This window comes from Paenibacillus alba, from assembly GCF_013204855.1.
Taxonomy (GTDB): Bacteria; Bacillota; Bacilli; order Paenibacillales; family NBRC-103111; genus Paenibacillus_E; species Paenibacillus_E alba.
In genome coordinates this window covers 13,921-28,419 of record NZ_JABMKZ010000056.1, presented here as the reverse complement: position 1 = coordinate 28,419, position 14,499 = coordinate 13,921, and the positions used below count along the sequence as shown (strand labels likewise).

The 14,499-nt window shown below is 50.2% G+C and carries 13 protein-coding genes; 11 read left to right on the top strand and 2 right to left on the bottom strand.

Features of this window, described 5'->3' with window-relative positions:
• Nucleotides 1-13: 13 nt before the first annotated feature.
• The 5 genes from HQN90_RS35650 (at nucleotide 14) to HQN90_RS35630 (ending at nucleotide 4,528) form a co-directional block, all read left to right on the top strand.
• Nucleotides 14-889, top strand: coding sequence for an inositol monophosphatase family protein (locus HQN90_RS35650; RefSeq protein WP_173227592.1), 876 nt, complete (start codon nucleotides 14-16; stop codon nucleotides 887-889).
• Between the two features lie 75 nt (nucleotides 890-964).
• Nucleotides 965-1,381 (top strand): hypothetical protein, encoded by a 417-nt coding sequence (locus HQN90_RS35645; RefSeq protein ID WP_173227591.1) that lies wholly within the window; start codon nucleotides 965-967, stop codon nucleotides 1,379-1,381.
• A 15-nt stretch (nucleotides 1,382-1,396) separates the two neighbouring features.
• Nucleotides 1,397-1,621, top strand: coding sequence for a hypothetical protein (locus HQN90_RS35640; protein WP_173227590.1), 225 nt, complete (start codon nucleotides 1,397-1,399; stop codon nucleotides 1,619-1,621).
• Nucleotides 1,622-2,700: 1,079 nt separating this feature from the next.
• Complete coding sequence (locus tag HQN90_RS35635) at nucleotides 2,701-2,988, top strand: hypothetical protein (protein WP_173227589.1); 288 nt, start codon at nucleotides 2,701-2,703, stop codon at nucleotides 2,986-2,988.
• A 184-nt stretch (nucleotides 2,989-3,172) separates the two neighbouring features.
• Nucleotides 3,173-4,528: a dicarboxylate/amino acid:cation symporter gene (locus tag HQN90_RS35630; RefSeq protein ID WP_173227588.1), complete on the top strand. Its 1,356-nt coding sequence runs from the start codon at nucleotides 3,173-3,175 to the stop codon at nucleotides 4,526-4,528.
• 54 nt (nucleotides 4,529-4,582) lie between these two features.
• On the opposite strand, the gene HQN90_RS35625 is transcribed toward HQN90_RS35630, so the two are convergent.
• The gene (locus HQN90_RS35625; protein ID WP_173227611.1) at nucleotides 4,583-5,842 is read right to left on the bottom strand and encodes a BaiN/RdsA family NAD(P)/FAD-dependent oxidoreductase; all 1,260 of its coding nucleotides are present in this window, start codon (nucleotides 5,840-5,842) and stop codon (nucleotides 4,583-4,585) included.
• A gap of 366 nt (nucleotides 5,843-6,208) precedes the next feature.
• On the opposite strand from HQN90_RS35625, the gene HQN90_RS35620 reads away from it, so the two are divergent.
• The 3 genes from HQN90_RS35620 (at nucleotide 6,209) to HQN90_RS35610 (ending at nucleotide 8,038) form a co-directional block, all read left to right on the top strand.
• Nucleotides 6,209-6,700 carry a response regulator transcription factor gene (locus HQN90_RS35620; protein ID WP_173227587.1) on the top strand — a complete coding sequence of 164 codons (492 nt, stop codon included), beginning with the start codon at nucleotides 6,209-6,211 and terminating at the stop codon, nucleotides 6,698-6,700.
• A 9-nt stretch (nucleotides 6,701-6,709) separates the two neighbouring features.
• Nucleotides 6,710-6,892: a winged helix-turn-helix domain-containing protein gene (locus HQN90_RS40075; RefSeq protein ID WP_173227610.1), complete on the top strand. Its 183-nt coding sequence runs from the start codon at nucleotides 6,710-6,712 to the stop codon at nucleotides 6,890-6,892.
• A 138-nt stretch (nucleotides 6,893-7,030) separates the two neighbouring features.
• A complete protein-coding gene (locus HQN90_RS35610; RefSeq protein WP_173227586.1) occupies nucleotides 7,031-8,038 on the top strand; it encodes a glycoside hydrolase family protein in 1,008 nt (335 codons plus the stop codon).
• A gap of 648 nt (nucleotides 8,039-8,686) precedes the next feature.
• Here the strand turns inward: HQN90_RS35610 and HQN90_RS35605 are convergent.
• Nucleotides 8,687-9,586: an FAD:protein FMN transferase gene (locus tag HQN90_RS35605; protein ID WP_173227585.1), complete on the bottom strand. Its 900-nt coding sequence runs from the start codon at nucleotides 9,584-9,586 to the stop codon at nucleotides 8,687-8,689.
• Nucleotides 9,587-9,810: 224 nt separating this feature from the next.
• Here HQN90_RS35605 and HQN90_RS35600 point away from each other — a divergent pair, with 224 nt between their 5' ends.
• The 3 genes from HQN90_RS35600 (at nucleotide 9,811) to HQN90_RS35590 (ending at nucleotide 14,390) form a co-directional block, all read left to right on the top strand.
• The gene (locus HQN90_RS35600) at nucleotides 9,811-10,494 is read left to right on the top strand and encodes a response regulator transcription factor (RefSeq protein ID WP_079410890.1); all 684 of its coding nucleotides are present in this window, start codon (nucleotides 9,811-9,813) and stop codon (nucleotides 10,492-10,494) included.
• Complete coding sequence (locus tag HQN90_RS35595; RefSeq protein ID WP_173227584.1) at nucleotides 10,491-11,999, top strand: sensor histidine kinase; 1,509 nt, start codon at nucleotides 10,491-10,493, stop codon at nucleotides 11,997-11,999. Before HQN90_RS35600 ends, HQN90_RS35595 begins: the two co-directional genes overlap by 4 nt.
• A gap of 1,272 nt (nucleotides 12,000-13,271) precedes the next feature.
• On the top strand, nucleotides 13,272-14,390 hold the full coding sequence (locus HQN90_RS35590; RefSeq protein WP_173227583.1) for a hypothetical protein: 1,119 nt from the start codon (nucleotides 13,272-13,274) through the stop codon (nucleotides 14,388-14,390).
• Nucleotides 14,391-14,499 lie beyond the last annotated feature (109 nt).

Below are 14,499 nucleotides of genomic sequence, written 5' to 3'. Positions count from 1 at the left end.
AGGGGCTGAGCAAATGGATCGTAATGAATGGTCACTGGCAAAAGAAGTTGCGGGAAATGCTGCGCGCAAAGCAGGAGAACTTGCCAAGGAACGTTTCGGGAGCAAGCTGACGACCCTCCATAAAGACGAACGCGGTGATCTGGTGACCGAAGTGGATGTCGAGGCCGATCGTTTAATCGTAGAGACGATTATGGCCGTATTTCCGACTCATCGTATATATAGTGAAGAAGCGGGTGAAGGCGGAGTAGAGAGCGACTGGGTATGGCATGTGGATCCGTTGGATGGGACGAATAATTTCGCTCTGGGGATTCCTCTGTACGGCGTATCCATTTCACTTAGCTATCAGGGACGAATCGTCGTAGGCGTCGTTTATGATTCCGTGATGGGCTTGAACTATGTGGCTGTGAAAGGCGAAGGCGCGTGGCAAGAGGAAACTCGGCTGGAGGCGAAGCCCCAAGGTGTGTTGACGAAATCTACTCTTTCCTGGATTCAGGGCCATGCTGTTGGCAAAGATGATCGCAAGGCGTTGGCCTTAAGGCATCATCTCGAGCATTCGGTCAAAAGAGTACTGCGCATGTGGGCACCATCCTTAACTTGGGCGATGCTGGCCAGAGGTGATCTTCATGGCATCGTGCTGTATAACTCGGAAGGGGAAGATCTGTATGCAGGCCTGCTGCTCGCTCGGGAGGCCGGAGTGAAGGTGACGGATTTCTACGGTCAGCCTGTTTCGTGGTTAGAGGATAGCACGCAGGATGCTGAAGGAAGTAGTCAACAAGGCGGGGCGGCTGCTGCAGCCAAAGGCAACGAATTGGAGAAAGGCGTTTATTTAGTCGCTGCTGTCCCTGCCTACCATGAAGAACTGCTCAAAATCGTCCAAGCCGGGATTTAAGAGGAGAGGAATAGGCGAGGAACAATTTGTAAAAGCTAATGGCAGACTTTTCATTTGGAGAAAGGATGCTGGGCGATGAACAACTTTGTTCCGATCTTTTTTGAATTTGAGCACGAGCGCGATGCGCTTCTTGCTCTGGATACGCTGGAAGAGCTTGGCTATAAGCCGGAGCTGTTGGATGGGGAGCGGGCGACGCTGCACATCCACTTGGACGAGCAGGAAGTTACCTCTGCGCTGGAGATTGCGCAGTCCCACGGCGGACGCTTCGTGGAAAGCAAGTCCGCTCAGGCAGAGCCAGCGACGTTCGCCATGGCGTACGATCTGGAGGGCTCCATCCGCATTCCGGCCCATACGGTGAATGAGGATTGGCCCGACAGCTACGCCGAGGCGCAGGCATCCACGAACAACGATGCCGTCCCAAGTGAGGAAGAGGCGGTGTTCGACCCGTCCTCGGACGATTACAACCATTTCAGCCCTGGCATCCGGATATGAAATGGGGCTGGCGCAGTGTGCTCGCTTCCTCCGGCAGCAAGCGGAAGCGGAGAGCTAGCGCGGACAAGCGGCGCTAACAGCTGGCGCGTCGCTAGGAGGCGTCGAGGCGGATGGGTAGCATTGTGCGGCGGCGTGGGGGCTAAGCGGGCGAGTGCGAAGCGGCCGGTAGTGGGCGGGTGCGAAGCCGCTGATTGCCAGTGCGAAGTGGCATTATCGAGTGAGTGCGAAGCTGATGGTTGACGAGTGCGAAGCGGTGGTTAGCGAGTGAGTGCGAAGCCGATGGTTGACGAGTGCGAAGCGGTCGTTATCGGGTGAGACTAATACAGAGGCTGTCCCCGAAAACTCGGGGACAGCCTCTTGCTGTTTCGACCTTGGCTGGAGGTTGGGCGGTGCGCCAGGGTCCTTTTGCCCACTGTTTAGGCACGAAAGGGAACTGAGATACGCTATTTCGGAGATTTCGTCCATATTTCGTTCCAAACGGAACTACAGTCCTCTATATGGTCTTCAAATACGATTTTAGAGGGCAAAACCGCGAAATAACGCACTGTAGTTCCCTTTCATCATGGTTTTAGATGGTTTACGCCAAAATAGCGTACCGTAGTTCCCCTAACTTTTCAGCCACGGAGGTCCAACTGCCTGCAAATCTAGCAGTAGGCCGCCTAAGCTACTTAACAACTATCCGCCCGAGCGACTAATCCGTGGTGCTACCTAAGCTACTTAACAACTACCCGCCCGAGCGACTAATCCGTGGTGCTACCTAAGCTACTTAACAACTACCCGCCCGAGCGACTAATCCGTGGTGCTACCTAAGCTACTTAACAACTATCCGCCCGAGCGACTAATCCGTGGTGCTACCTAAGCTACTTAACAACTATCCACCCGAGCGACTAATCCGTGGTGCTATGTAAGCTACTTAACAACTATCCTCTCGAGCGACTAATCCGTGGTGCTACCTAAGCTACTTAACAACTATCCGCCCGAGCGACTAATCCGTGGTGCTACCTAAGCTACTTAACAACTATCCGCCCGAGCGACTAATCCGTGGTGCTACCTAAGCTACTTAACAACTATCCACCCGAGCGACTAATCCGTGCTGCTATCTAAGCTCCTTAACAACTATTCTCCTGAGCAACTAAACCACGATTCCCAAGTAACTAATCCCCACAAGAACCCAAGCTAATTAGAATACTTATCCACCCTAGCAACAAATCTTCATCGCCGCCCAGACATGCCTTATTATTGTAGATACCACAGAAACCGAAACTTTTAGCTGAGGGAGAAGGAGAGGAGAAAGGCAATGTGATGGAGGAGTGGTAGGGATGGGAAGACGAGTAGTACAGTTTGTTGTTGTTTCGTTGGTAAGTGTAATGGCAGGATGTACGAGTAAGCTGGTAAAAGAAGGCGCTGAAACTACAACGGCACCCGCAACGACAGTCAGTAATGAAAGCTTACCTTCGCCAATGCCAGCAGCTTCACCCGTAGAGCCTCCAACAAATTCACCTATATTCACCTCCAAGCCTACTTCTGCCATCGAGAGCCGGGAGTGCATCCATCGCCAACAGCACCAGCCTCCTACGGCTATAGTGCATGATCAGCATACGATGTAATTTTATTATGAGTTTAGACATAGTTATATAGAACATACAAAGCCGCGCCAGTTCTCAGAAAAGTTGACATTGGAGCGACTTTTGGCATATGACTTGAAAATTAACCGTTGACAGGTAACGTCATATGTCATATTCTTAACCCATAAAACCAAGTGACATTATAGGGATTAAGGGGATGATTCTAGTGAAAAACAACCTAGTGACGGCATTTCAATCAAACTGGGTCAGCTTAGTTGTATCATTGATAATTATTGCGGGGCTCGTGTTTCTGGCGAGAAAGAGAGTCAGCTTCGGCAACCGCGTTTTCATCGCGTTAGGTCTTGGCTTAGTGGCCGGAATTGTGTTCAACCAAACACACTTGGAGTTCAAGAGTGTAAGCACAATCGGTACGATTTATGTTAATTTGATCAAAATGCTCGTTATGCCTCTCGTACTTATTCTGGTTATTAACAGTATTTCATCGTTATCCAGTTTGGGTCAGCTTCGTAAATTAGGACTCAAAACGATTGGTTGGTTCTTGCTCACAACAGGGATTGCCGCATTGATCGGGCTTCTGGTTGCTCTGGCATTTGATCCGGGCAACGGCATTGCGCAAGCTGTACCGAAGGATTTTAAAGCAAGAGAAATCCCTACGTTCTCGCAGGTTATTCTGGACTTGGTACCATCCAATCCAATTAATGATATGGCAACAGGGAAAGTTGTACCGGTGCTGATTTTCGCGATTTTCGTGGCAGTAGCGATTGTCCATGTGGGCTCCAAAAAGCCGGAAACTGTAGCGCCAATCAAAGCGTTTATCACGTCAGCAACAGCTGTCATTCACCAAGTAGTTAAGTATGTTATTCGTCTCACACCTTATGGGGTGTATGCTTTGATCGCGGCTATGGCGGCTAAATACGGTCTGGACACATTGGCTCCTTTGGCTAAAATTATCCTAACGTCCTATGTCGCTCTGATCATCCACTTCGTGTTGATTTTCGGTGGTTTGGTTCTTCTCGTGGCAAAAGTAAACCCAATCAAGTTCTTCAAAAAGGCTTATCCGACGATTGCAGTCGCATTCACAACACGCAGCAGCTATGCGACGCTGCCTGTGAATCTGGAAGTGATCACGAAACGTCTTCGCATATCACCACGTATTGCAAGCTTCGTAGCACCGCTTGGCGCAACGATGAATTTCAATGGCTGCGGCGGGGTATGGCCGGCAGTTGTGGCAATTTTCGTCGCGAAGGTTTACAATTTGCCGCTTAGCGTGTCTGAATATGCATTGTTGATCTTGGTCAGCGTGGTTTCCTCCATCGGCGTAGCCGGCGTTCCGGGTCCCGCAGCGATCTCGACGACTGTCGTATTGACGGCTCTGGGCTTGCCGCTGGAAGGTATGGGTCTTGTACTTGGCGTTGAAGCGCTGATCGACATGGGCCGTACTGCGGTGAACGCAACAGGAACAACCGTAACGGCTCTGCTTGTGGCAGAATCCGAAGGGGAATTCGATCGCGCTGCTTTTGATCGCGACGAGGAAGATGATCTTGAGCTGGCTACAGCTTAAGTTAGTGAAATTGAAAGAAGGACCCAGCATCTCGGTATGCGGGTCCTTCTTTTTTTATGCCTGCTCCGCCGCGCTTTTGCCAGCCATAAAGCCGGTAGAGAAAGCTGCGGTAATGTTATAACCGCCCGTATAGCCGTGAATATCGAGGATTTCACCGCAGAAATAAAGCCCATTCACAAGCTTCGACTGCATCGTGCTGGGGTCGACCTCCTTGAGCTGGACGCCGCCGCCGGTGACGAAGGCTTCTTCAATAGACAGCGTGCCTTTGATGGTCACGGGGAAGGCTTTCATCAGCTTGCAGAGCTCGAGCCATTTCTGCTTGGGAATGTTGTCGTAGGTCAATTGCTCATCCAAATCGGATTTTTCCAGAAGAATGGGGATGAGACGTTCCGAGAGGAGCGTCTTTAGTACATTCTTAATGGCTTTTTTGGCGTCAGCTTTGGCAAGCGCCATGCTTTCACTATATACCTCGTCCATGCTTTGATCCGGAAAGAGATCCACGGTGAGCAGGACTTCTTTACGCTCCGATTTATTAAGCTCTTTGACGACGAACTGGCTGCAGCGCAGGGCAATCGGACCGGACAAGCCGAAATGGGTGAACAGCATGTCCCCCCGATGCGAAATGACCGGCTTGCCTTTGGCATTCCATACGGAGAGACTGACGTCCCGTAAGGATAGCCCCTGCAGCTCGCGGCTGCGGATGAATGCTTCTTTCGAGGTTAACGGCACCTCGGTCGGAAATAGCTGCGTGATGGTGTGCCCACCCGCCTCCGCCCATGCATAACCGTCTCCCGTGGAGCCGGTGTGTGGGACAGAGCATCCGCCGGATGCGATGATCACAGCGCGGCTGTGCAGCGTTTCGCCGGAGCGGAGCTGGACGCCTTGGACGCTGCCTGCCTGGTACAAAACCTTTTTGACCGGACTGTTCGTCCGGATCTCCACGCCCTGCTTGCGAACTTGGCCGATCAGCGCGTCTACGACGGTTTTGGCCTTGTCGCTGACGGGAAACATCCGACCATTGTCTTCTTCCTTCAGGCGAATGCCGAGATTTTCAAAGAAATCAATAATGTCCTTATTGCTGAAATGTGTGAAAGCACTATATAGAAAGCGGCCGTTGCCCGGGATATGCTTGATTAGTTCATCCATCTCTTTATTGTTCGTGACGTTGCATCGTCCGCCCCCGGAAATGCCCAGCTTGCGACCGAGCTTATCCCCTTTATCCAAGAGAAGAACCTTGGCGCCGTGACGGCTGGCTGCGATGCTGGCCATCAATCCTGCGGATCCTCCGCCTATTACAATGACTTCATAGTCCATAGTAAACTCCTTCATTATTTTCGAAGATTGTAACAGATTCAATCTCCCATTGCTAGTAAGCTAGCAATAATACATCAGCAACGGCTAAAGCGGAATTGCCTCAGGATGATTATGATCCTCAGGTATTTTCGCTTTTTTGTGCTGCTTGGGCGCAGTGATTCGGATACGGTTCATTTTCAGCAAACAATCAGCTTCTGTTCAACTTACTTTCAGCCTTCGTTCAGATGGGATTCAGCGTGGCGCGTTACACTTTGGTTTGTGGCAAAGCCGTTCAGTCTTTAAACTCCAGCCGCGTGAGTCGTCTATTGGCTTGGCACATGTAGTCGATTCTGCTCCCAAAGGGAGGAATAGAAAAGGAGATCACATATGGCACGCATTCTTCTCATCGACGAAGAAAATCCTGCTCGTCATTCGCTTCGCTACACGCTGCAGCGTGAAGGTTTTGACGTTGTTTGTACGGATGACGTTGCACAAGTTCAGACACTTATAGAACAGTCCCAGATGGAGCTGATCATCCTCGATATCACGGCAGCGCATCTAGATGGTTGCCAGCTCGCGCGCCAGCTTAGACAGGATGCGGATTTGCCGATGCTGCTCCTAGGACCTGACGGCGATTACACTGATGTAGTCAAAGGATTTCAGCTTGGAGCAGACGATTATATGGCTAAGCCGTTTCACCCGGAGGAGCTGGTCATGCGTGTAAGATCGCTGCTCAAACGCAATCGCGCAGTCTCCTGCACCAAGATTCATATCGGCGATTTTATGATTGATAAAGCTATGCATGAAGTTCAAGTGGAGGGACATAGCCTCTTCCTGCCGCTTAAGGAGTTTCAATTGCTCTTTACACTAGCAAGCTAACCGAATCATATTCTAACCAGAAGCCAACTGATTGAACAGGTCTGGGGCGTTAATTATGAGGGAGGCGAACGGACCGTCGATGTACATATCAAAAGGCTGCGGAACAAGCTGGGCGTAATCTCCCAGGCAATTCGGTTCACAACGGTGCGTGGGCTGGGCTATCGCTTCGAAGTGAAGACTGCTCGACATTAGGCATGTTTAAGCCTTGTCGGGCAGTTTTTGTATATCGTCCTGTATGTGAAAATAGTAGAGTCCCTCCTACTTACTTCGTGTATGATAGCAATATGAAATGGGAAAGCTGACTTTCACATTCAGGAGGACGATACCCGCATGAAACGATTTGATGAACAAGGCTTCGATACTTGGATCAGTGAAGCTACGGCAGACAATGTGTTTGCTATGGAAGACTACCATGTCAGTTGCGGCAGCATCACCCGCGCGCCTGACGGGCAGTATTGTTTAGTTTTCACGCGCTGGCCGGAATCGGTTGGCTTCGAGGGAAGGCTGACGCACGCTGAAATTGCGGCAGCCGTCTCTGATCATCCGGCAGGTCCCTATACATTTGACCGAGTGCTTCTGGAAAGAGGTGAGCCGGGCTGGGACTGTGATGTGACGCATAATCCAGCGGTGTTGGAAGTAGAAGGCACCTACTATTTATATTATGTGGGAACGCAAGGTCCAGGGGTCTCCGAAGCGGCATCCGACGAGGCCATAGTTGGGGAAAAGCGGTTGGTCTACCGCAATAATCAAAGAATTGGTATCGCGATGGCCGACCATCCGCTTGGACCTTGGCAGCGGTTTGACGAGCCTATACTGGACGTTACACCTGGGGCTTGGGACGCTGTGATGACCAGTAGTCCGGCAATCTGTCGAGCACAGGGCAGAAATATCCTTATGTTGTATACAGGTGCTGCTGAAGGCGACGCGGTGAAAGCGGGAATTGCCCGGGCTGAGCGGCCGATTGGCCCTTTTGCCAAAATCGGAACGCTGGATATTGACCAGCTGGACAATGGATTAGCGGTCGAGGACACGTGCATTTGGTTTCAGGATGAGCGTTTCTATGCCCTCATGAAGGATGATCGCGGTTATGTCACTAAGAGTGAACCGGGAGCTTTTGCTTTGCTTGAATCCGAGGATGGATTGTCCTGGCAAGCCGCGGATCAGCCTCTTGCGCTGCGCAAGGAGATGGCATGGACAGCACGGGGGATTCAGCCAGTCGCCTGCTTGGCACGGCCGCAGATTTATTTGGAAGAGGGCAAGCCCCTTGTGCTCAGCTGCACTGTCGTGGAGGCGGAGGGGACAAGAGCCTATACAATGCAAATTCCTTTGCAGACATAAGCAAATGGTGACAAAACAATAGCGCCTTTGGATTCTCGGAATCCTAGGCGTTATTGTTTTGTCTGTTCAGCCGGTGAGCAAAAGGAACTCTGATCCGCTATGTTGCTCTAAAAAGGGGAATTAGCCAGTGAAGAGGAACTACGATCCTCTATTTATGGCAAATGGGGCCCTAAGAAGGGGAAAACAGCCGAATAACGGATTGTAGTTCCCCTTGGTCACTCCAACTGGTCATTTTCTGAAAAATAGCGTATCTGAGTTCCGTTTGAGCTTGGAAGTGTGTATTCTCCACAGATCGAGCGAAAAAGGAGCGATGATTTCCACAGCTCAAGCTAGTCGCTGCCTGCCAAAACACAAATGCATGCACAGGCTGTGGGTAACATGTTGATAAAATCGACTGTTTTGTGGGTAAATCACAATTCCATTGTGGATAATGTGTGGATAAATGTGGATAACTTCGTGAATCTCGATCCACAAGCCCTTTTCTTGCCTAATAAATATCCACAACGAAAGAGTAATCGATTTTCAGTCCAGCAGCTGAACTTGTGAGTCGCTAAGAAGCAAGACAGAGGTGGAACTTCATGTTTACCAAGGTGAAGACGGCTTCCGCCGCGATCCTTCCATGAATGGAGGCCGTTTGCGTCCTCTTCCTCAAGATACCAGATCCTGAAAATGATAATGGTCAATCTTCATATCGAGCCATCTGCGACGAAGCGATGCTTCTCTGCCGAAATAATGCAGCTCCTGATTCGCAGTTAGAACGACAGCTTCGCAGGCAGACGTGCGCTTGGCCATTAGCGCAAAGCCTTCTGCCATACCCAGCCTGCACAGCAGCCTTGCCCAAACCTGACACTCAATCAGGTCCTGACCGACAACCGTACATTGCACAATATCATTGCTGGAATGCGCGTTAGCAGACTCTTCAAAGATATTGTAAGTGGAAAGCGAGCCTTCCGGCATAGCGATGGCGCCGAGCTTGGCGTTAGTTTGCCAAGGATTTTGAATCCCTATGATCCAAGGGTCGAGCTCCTGTGTATCCCGCCCCCACACGGTCATATCTCCGCCGGCAAGAATAAGGCCTTGCTGGAGGGCTAGGTTTTTGCGGATATATTCGGCTAGCCGTTTAATGGACCAGCTTTTTTCGATGCCTCGCAAATCTATATTGGTATGCGCGGGAAGCTTAATTGATTTCATAGCGGGATCCACTTTCCATTCCAAACCAACCGAAGCCTCCTCGAAGGCGGCCTGCACCCCGTTAGGCAGGAGAGGACTATAGTAGCCATCCGTAACAGCCTGATACAACTCGGCTAGAAAAAGCACTTCAAGCATGGTATTCGAGACCATGCAGTTCTCGCCGGCTAATGTATTCAGCAGACTGAGTTCACTATCGGCGAGTAGAAGGCTGAAACGTTTATCTACCTTTTGAAACCAGTCAATAGCCAGTTTCTTGATATGGGTGTGGTCCTTTTCTTCACAGCTGAGCAACAGCTCGACATCCGATTCGATAGCTTGGAATTGAAAGGAATAAAAGGATGGTGTAATAGGCTCCATAAGGTTCCCTCTTTTCTTCGTGTCCTTACGTTAATGAATCTAATTATAAAGAGGTTAACTGAGATTCAATTGATAGTTAGCTGAAAGAATACTGAAAGATCAAGTCGATGTAAGGATGCATTCAGCAACCTTTCAGCCACCGCTCAGGTTGTTTTTAGGCAGGATATGGGATACTGAGTATAGAACACTACTAGGCAGGAAATATAATCGGGAGGATACACCCCATGCGCCAATTAAAAGGAATCAAAATACTTCTCGTTGATGACGAGCCTCATATTTTAGAATTTTTGGAATTAGGACTGACGAATGAAGGCTTCGAGGTCATGACTGCGACGGATGGGCTTTCGGCCATTACGACATGCAATAAATTTCAGCCGCATATCGCTATTTTGGATGTGATGATGCCAGGGATGGACGGGTTCGAGGTTTGCCGGATGATCAAAAAGACAGAAAACGTCGCCGTCATTATGTTAACCGCTAAGGATGAAGTCGAGGATCGCGTGAAGGGACTTACCTTGGGAGCGGACGATTATATGGTGAAGCCGTTCAGCTTTGAGGAGCTGCTTGCTCGAATCTATGCGCGGATCCGCAATCATTTTCCCAACTTATTCGGCGAAGTTGTCATAGGACCGCTTCGGATGGATGACCGCCGCAAAGAGATCAGTCTGCATGACAAGGTGCTGGAACTGTCGCCAACCGAGTATGAACTGCTTAAATTTATGGCGATTAACCACGGACTGGTGCTCAGCAAATCAATGATTCTCGACAAAGTGTGGGGTTATGATTTCGGAGGCGAGGAGAACATCGTCGAAGTGTATATCCGTTCCTTGCGCGACAAGCTGGGAGATAAGGAACATAAGTTGATCCGCACGATTCGCGGCGCCGGTTACCGGATGGATTTGACATGAAGAAGCGGGGCTGGTTTGCCGATCTCTTCGTAATGGGCTCCCTGAAATTTCAGCTATTATCGAGATCATTATTAGTCATGTCTGCCCTGCTTTTGCTTATCGGTATTTTTCAATATGTCGTCATGCAGCAGTTCATGTATCAAAATAAAGCGGAGACCATTCGCAATCAGTTGGCGGCGCTTCCCCCTAACATGTGGCGTGCGGCAGTGGGAGAGTTCTCAGGCTCATTTGCGAATCCGTCTTTCCCCAAACAAGAGCCAGACCGCAATAATCGTTCTGATAATGGGGGGGACCCTCAACGCATTTTCGTTTCCGATTTATCCCTTGCTGTGATTGATGCGAGCGGGAATTATAAACTGATGCCCTCCCAAAATGAACAGCACACACCGCAACTGTCCCAAGCGGAGTACTTGGCGCTTATGGATAAGCGAATGAAACTGCCATATCAAATTATAAACGAGCAGTTGGTCGTTTTTCATCAAATTGGCGAACCAGAGCGATCACGTGGTAATGCTGGCATTCAAGGGCTTATTCAAGCCAGCACGAGCACGGCTCCTTTGAAAGATGTACTCCTCCAGCAGCTGGTTACCTTTATATTTCTCTCCTTGCTGGCGCTTATCTTCGGTTTGCTAGGTTTCCTCCCTGTACTGCGCCGTACGTTGGTGCCGCTATCGAATATGGTGGGCACCGTAAAACAAATTGACGCAGGGAACCTCAATGAACGGTTTCCGGCACATCAAGGACAAGTGGAAATTGATCAATTGGCTGTTTCCTTCAACAGCATGCTGGAACGTTTGGAATTTTCATTTGAGGCGGAAAAGGAAGCCAAGGAGCAGATGCGCCGTTTTGCCGCGGATGCTTCGCATGAGCTTCGCACGCCGCTGACTTCCATCCACGGGTTTCTGGAAGTGCTGCTCCGCGGAGCGTATCAACAGCCGGAACAGCTGCTGAAAGCACTCAAAAGCATGCACGGTGAGTCCGTGCGGATTAATAAACTAGTCGAGGATCTTCTGATGCTCGCTCGGTTGGATCGCACACCGTCTTTTCACAAAACGGAAGGAGTTCTCGATGACATGCTGCATGATATGGAGCATCAGCTTCGTTTGCTGGCAGGAGACAGAACCGTTACATTCACCTTGGAGCCTAACACGCATTGTCTGTTTGATCCGGATAAAATCAAGCAAGTTGTGCTTAACTTGTTTCACAACGCCGTTCAGCACACACATCCGGAAACCGGTAATCTGAGGCTGTCATTGGCCAAAACGAGTGCGGGTGTCGAAATCGCGATTCACGACAATGGCCCGGGGATCGCGGCCGAGCATCTCCCGCACCTGTTCGACCGATTCTACCGCATCGATTCCTCGCGGGCTAGACGCAGCGGCGGCGCCGGACTGGGCTTGTCGATCACGCGTTCCATCGTCGAGCTTCACGGCGGATCGATTGGAGTTGAAAGTGAATTGGGGGTAGGCAGCACATTTAAGGTGCTTCTGCCTGTTGGTAAATGAATTATGAGTCATACCCGCGGAGTGCTGGGGTATGGCTTTTTTTGATCGATTGGTACGAGCGGCGTCTCTGCTATGAGTGATACAAAGGGTCAAAGTAGCAAAACCATCGCTGAGGTCCGAAAGGACCGTCTCAGAGTAAGAGTGGTGGAAGTCTCTGCAAGTGTAAGGTGAGAGCGCTAAAAGGGAGGGGGAGGTAGTCAAAGTAACAAAACCTTGCTGAGAAGCCCAAAGGGCAGTCTCAAAGTAAGAGTGGTGAAAGTCTCTGCAAGTGTAAGGTGAGAGCGCTAAAAGGGAGGGGTAGGTAGTCAAAGTAGCAAAACCATCGCTGAGGTCCGAAAAGACTGTCTCAGAGTAAGAATGGTGGAAGTCTCCGCAAGTGTAAGGTGAGAGCACCACAAAGGGAGGGGGAGGTAATCAAAGTAGCGAATCATCGCTGAGAGGCCCAAAGGGCCGTCTCAGGGTAAGAATGGTGGAAGTCTCCGCAAGTGTAAGGTGAGAGCGCCACAGAGGGAGAGTTGGGTAGTCCAAGTAGCAAATCATCGCTGAGAGGCCCAAAGGGCAGTCTCAGCACTAAATTGCCACTCCCCGAATGGGAGTGAGCCGTAAAAGTGCCAAAAAAACAACGAAACGGAACTACGGTCCGCTATTTCGAGGAATTAGCCTCAAAAGCAGCTCAAAGGGAACGTCGTTCCCTTATTTGCTCCATTTCACACCAAATTGTGGTCTAAACAAGGAATTAGCGGATCACAGTTCCCTTTGAGCATGAAAAGTAGCATTTTACCTAAAAATAGCGTACCATAGTTCCGCTTCCTCCTAGCTAACGCCGGATTATTCTCACATTTGCTCACACGGAGCTCACCAGCTTCTATTTCACCGTGACCATCCACTACATTTCGCCACCGTCCGCCCACCATCGTCCAGTCGTGACCCACCACTCCGCTGTTCGTCCATCATCCTTCCCCCATGTCTCTCACCCTTAGCCCTTGTCTTGATCCCTTCGTCCTCCGCCCATCGTCCTCCGCCCATCGTCCTTCGTCCTTCGTCCTTCGCCCTTCGTCCTCCGCCCTTCGCCCTTCGTCCTTCGCCCTTCGCCCTTCGTCCTTCGCCCCTCATCCATCCACGCCCCAACAGTCCTACCATTTTCAGCCAACCCTCAGAAACTTCTCAACGAACCTTCAGTTTACACTCAGATGGGTTTCAGGTAAGGGGGCTATACTTGGTTTTGTAAGGAAGAAACAAACAAAATAATAAAGGAAAAGGTGGAAACAAATTATGAAAAACATCGGCAGAAAAATTCTTACAGGTTCATTGGTAGCTTCTTTTGTACTCGGAGTTGGTTTTGTTGGCGCCCTACATAATCAGGCATTTGCAGATACGGTAACAGGTACGACGAAGAGCGCGACGACGCAAAAAGCAGGTCCAGGCAAAGGGCGTGGAGATTTTGGGAACCGCGGCGGCTTCCGTGGAAACAATGTCGTGAAAGAAACGGCGACGATCCTTGGGGTTGAGGAAAGTGCAGTTCAAGAAGCGTTGAAAGCTGACAAAACCTTAGCTGCCTTTGCAGAGGAAAAGGGACTGGCGCAAACTGATTATCTAGCCAAGCTAGTCGCAGCAGAAACGGCTTCGATCACAGCTGAGGTAACCGCAGGTAAATTGACCCAAGAGCAAGCAGATAAAATCATCAGTGGTCTTTCTGATCAATTGACTAAGCAAATCGAAGGCAAGGGCTTCGGAGGCGGCTTCGCTGGTAAGGGGCAAGGCCAGTTCCCAGGCGGAGATCGCGGCGGCAAAGGTCACGGCAGCAATTTGGTAGAGCAAACAGCAACGATCCTTGGTGTGGAACAAAGTGTGGTGCAGGATGCGGTGAAATCCGGTAAAACTCTGGCAGCTTTTGCAGTGGAGAAAGGGATTACTGAAGCGGACTATGTAGCTAAGCTGGCAGCAGCAGAGACGACTTCCATCAACGCTGAGGTGACGGCTGGCAAACTGACGCAAGATCAGGCTGACAAAATGTTGTCCGGTCTATCCGAACGCATCACCAAACAAGTGGAAAGCACTCGTCCTGAGGGCGGTCCAGAAGGAAGAGGCGGCGGTCACGGAGGCCCAGGCGGGCAATTCGGAAACCCTGAACTGTTGACGACAATTCTCGGTGTTACACAGGATGAGCTGAGAACAGAGCTGGAAGCGGGCAAATCTATTGCTGATATTGCAGCAGCTAAAGGGATCAGTGAAGATGATTTGATCAGTAAAATTAAAGATGGCATGACAGACAGCATCAAGAAGCAAGTGGAGCAAAAAGGCACTGATCATAAACGTCCAGAGGGTAAATTCGGCAAAAACGCAGATGCTCCGTCTGCAGCATCCTCTACGACATCCACAACAACGAACTAATTGTTATAAAATAAAGCGAAAGTCGGCTGGCGGATCCTCTACTTGAGGGGAAGTCGGTCGGCTTTTTTTTATCATTGACAGCTATTAGGAGATGAACTATAGTAATAAC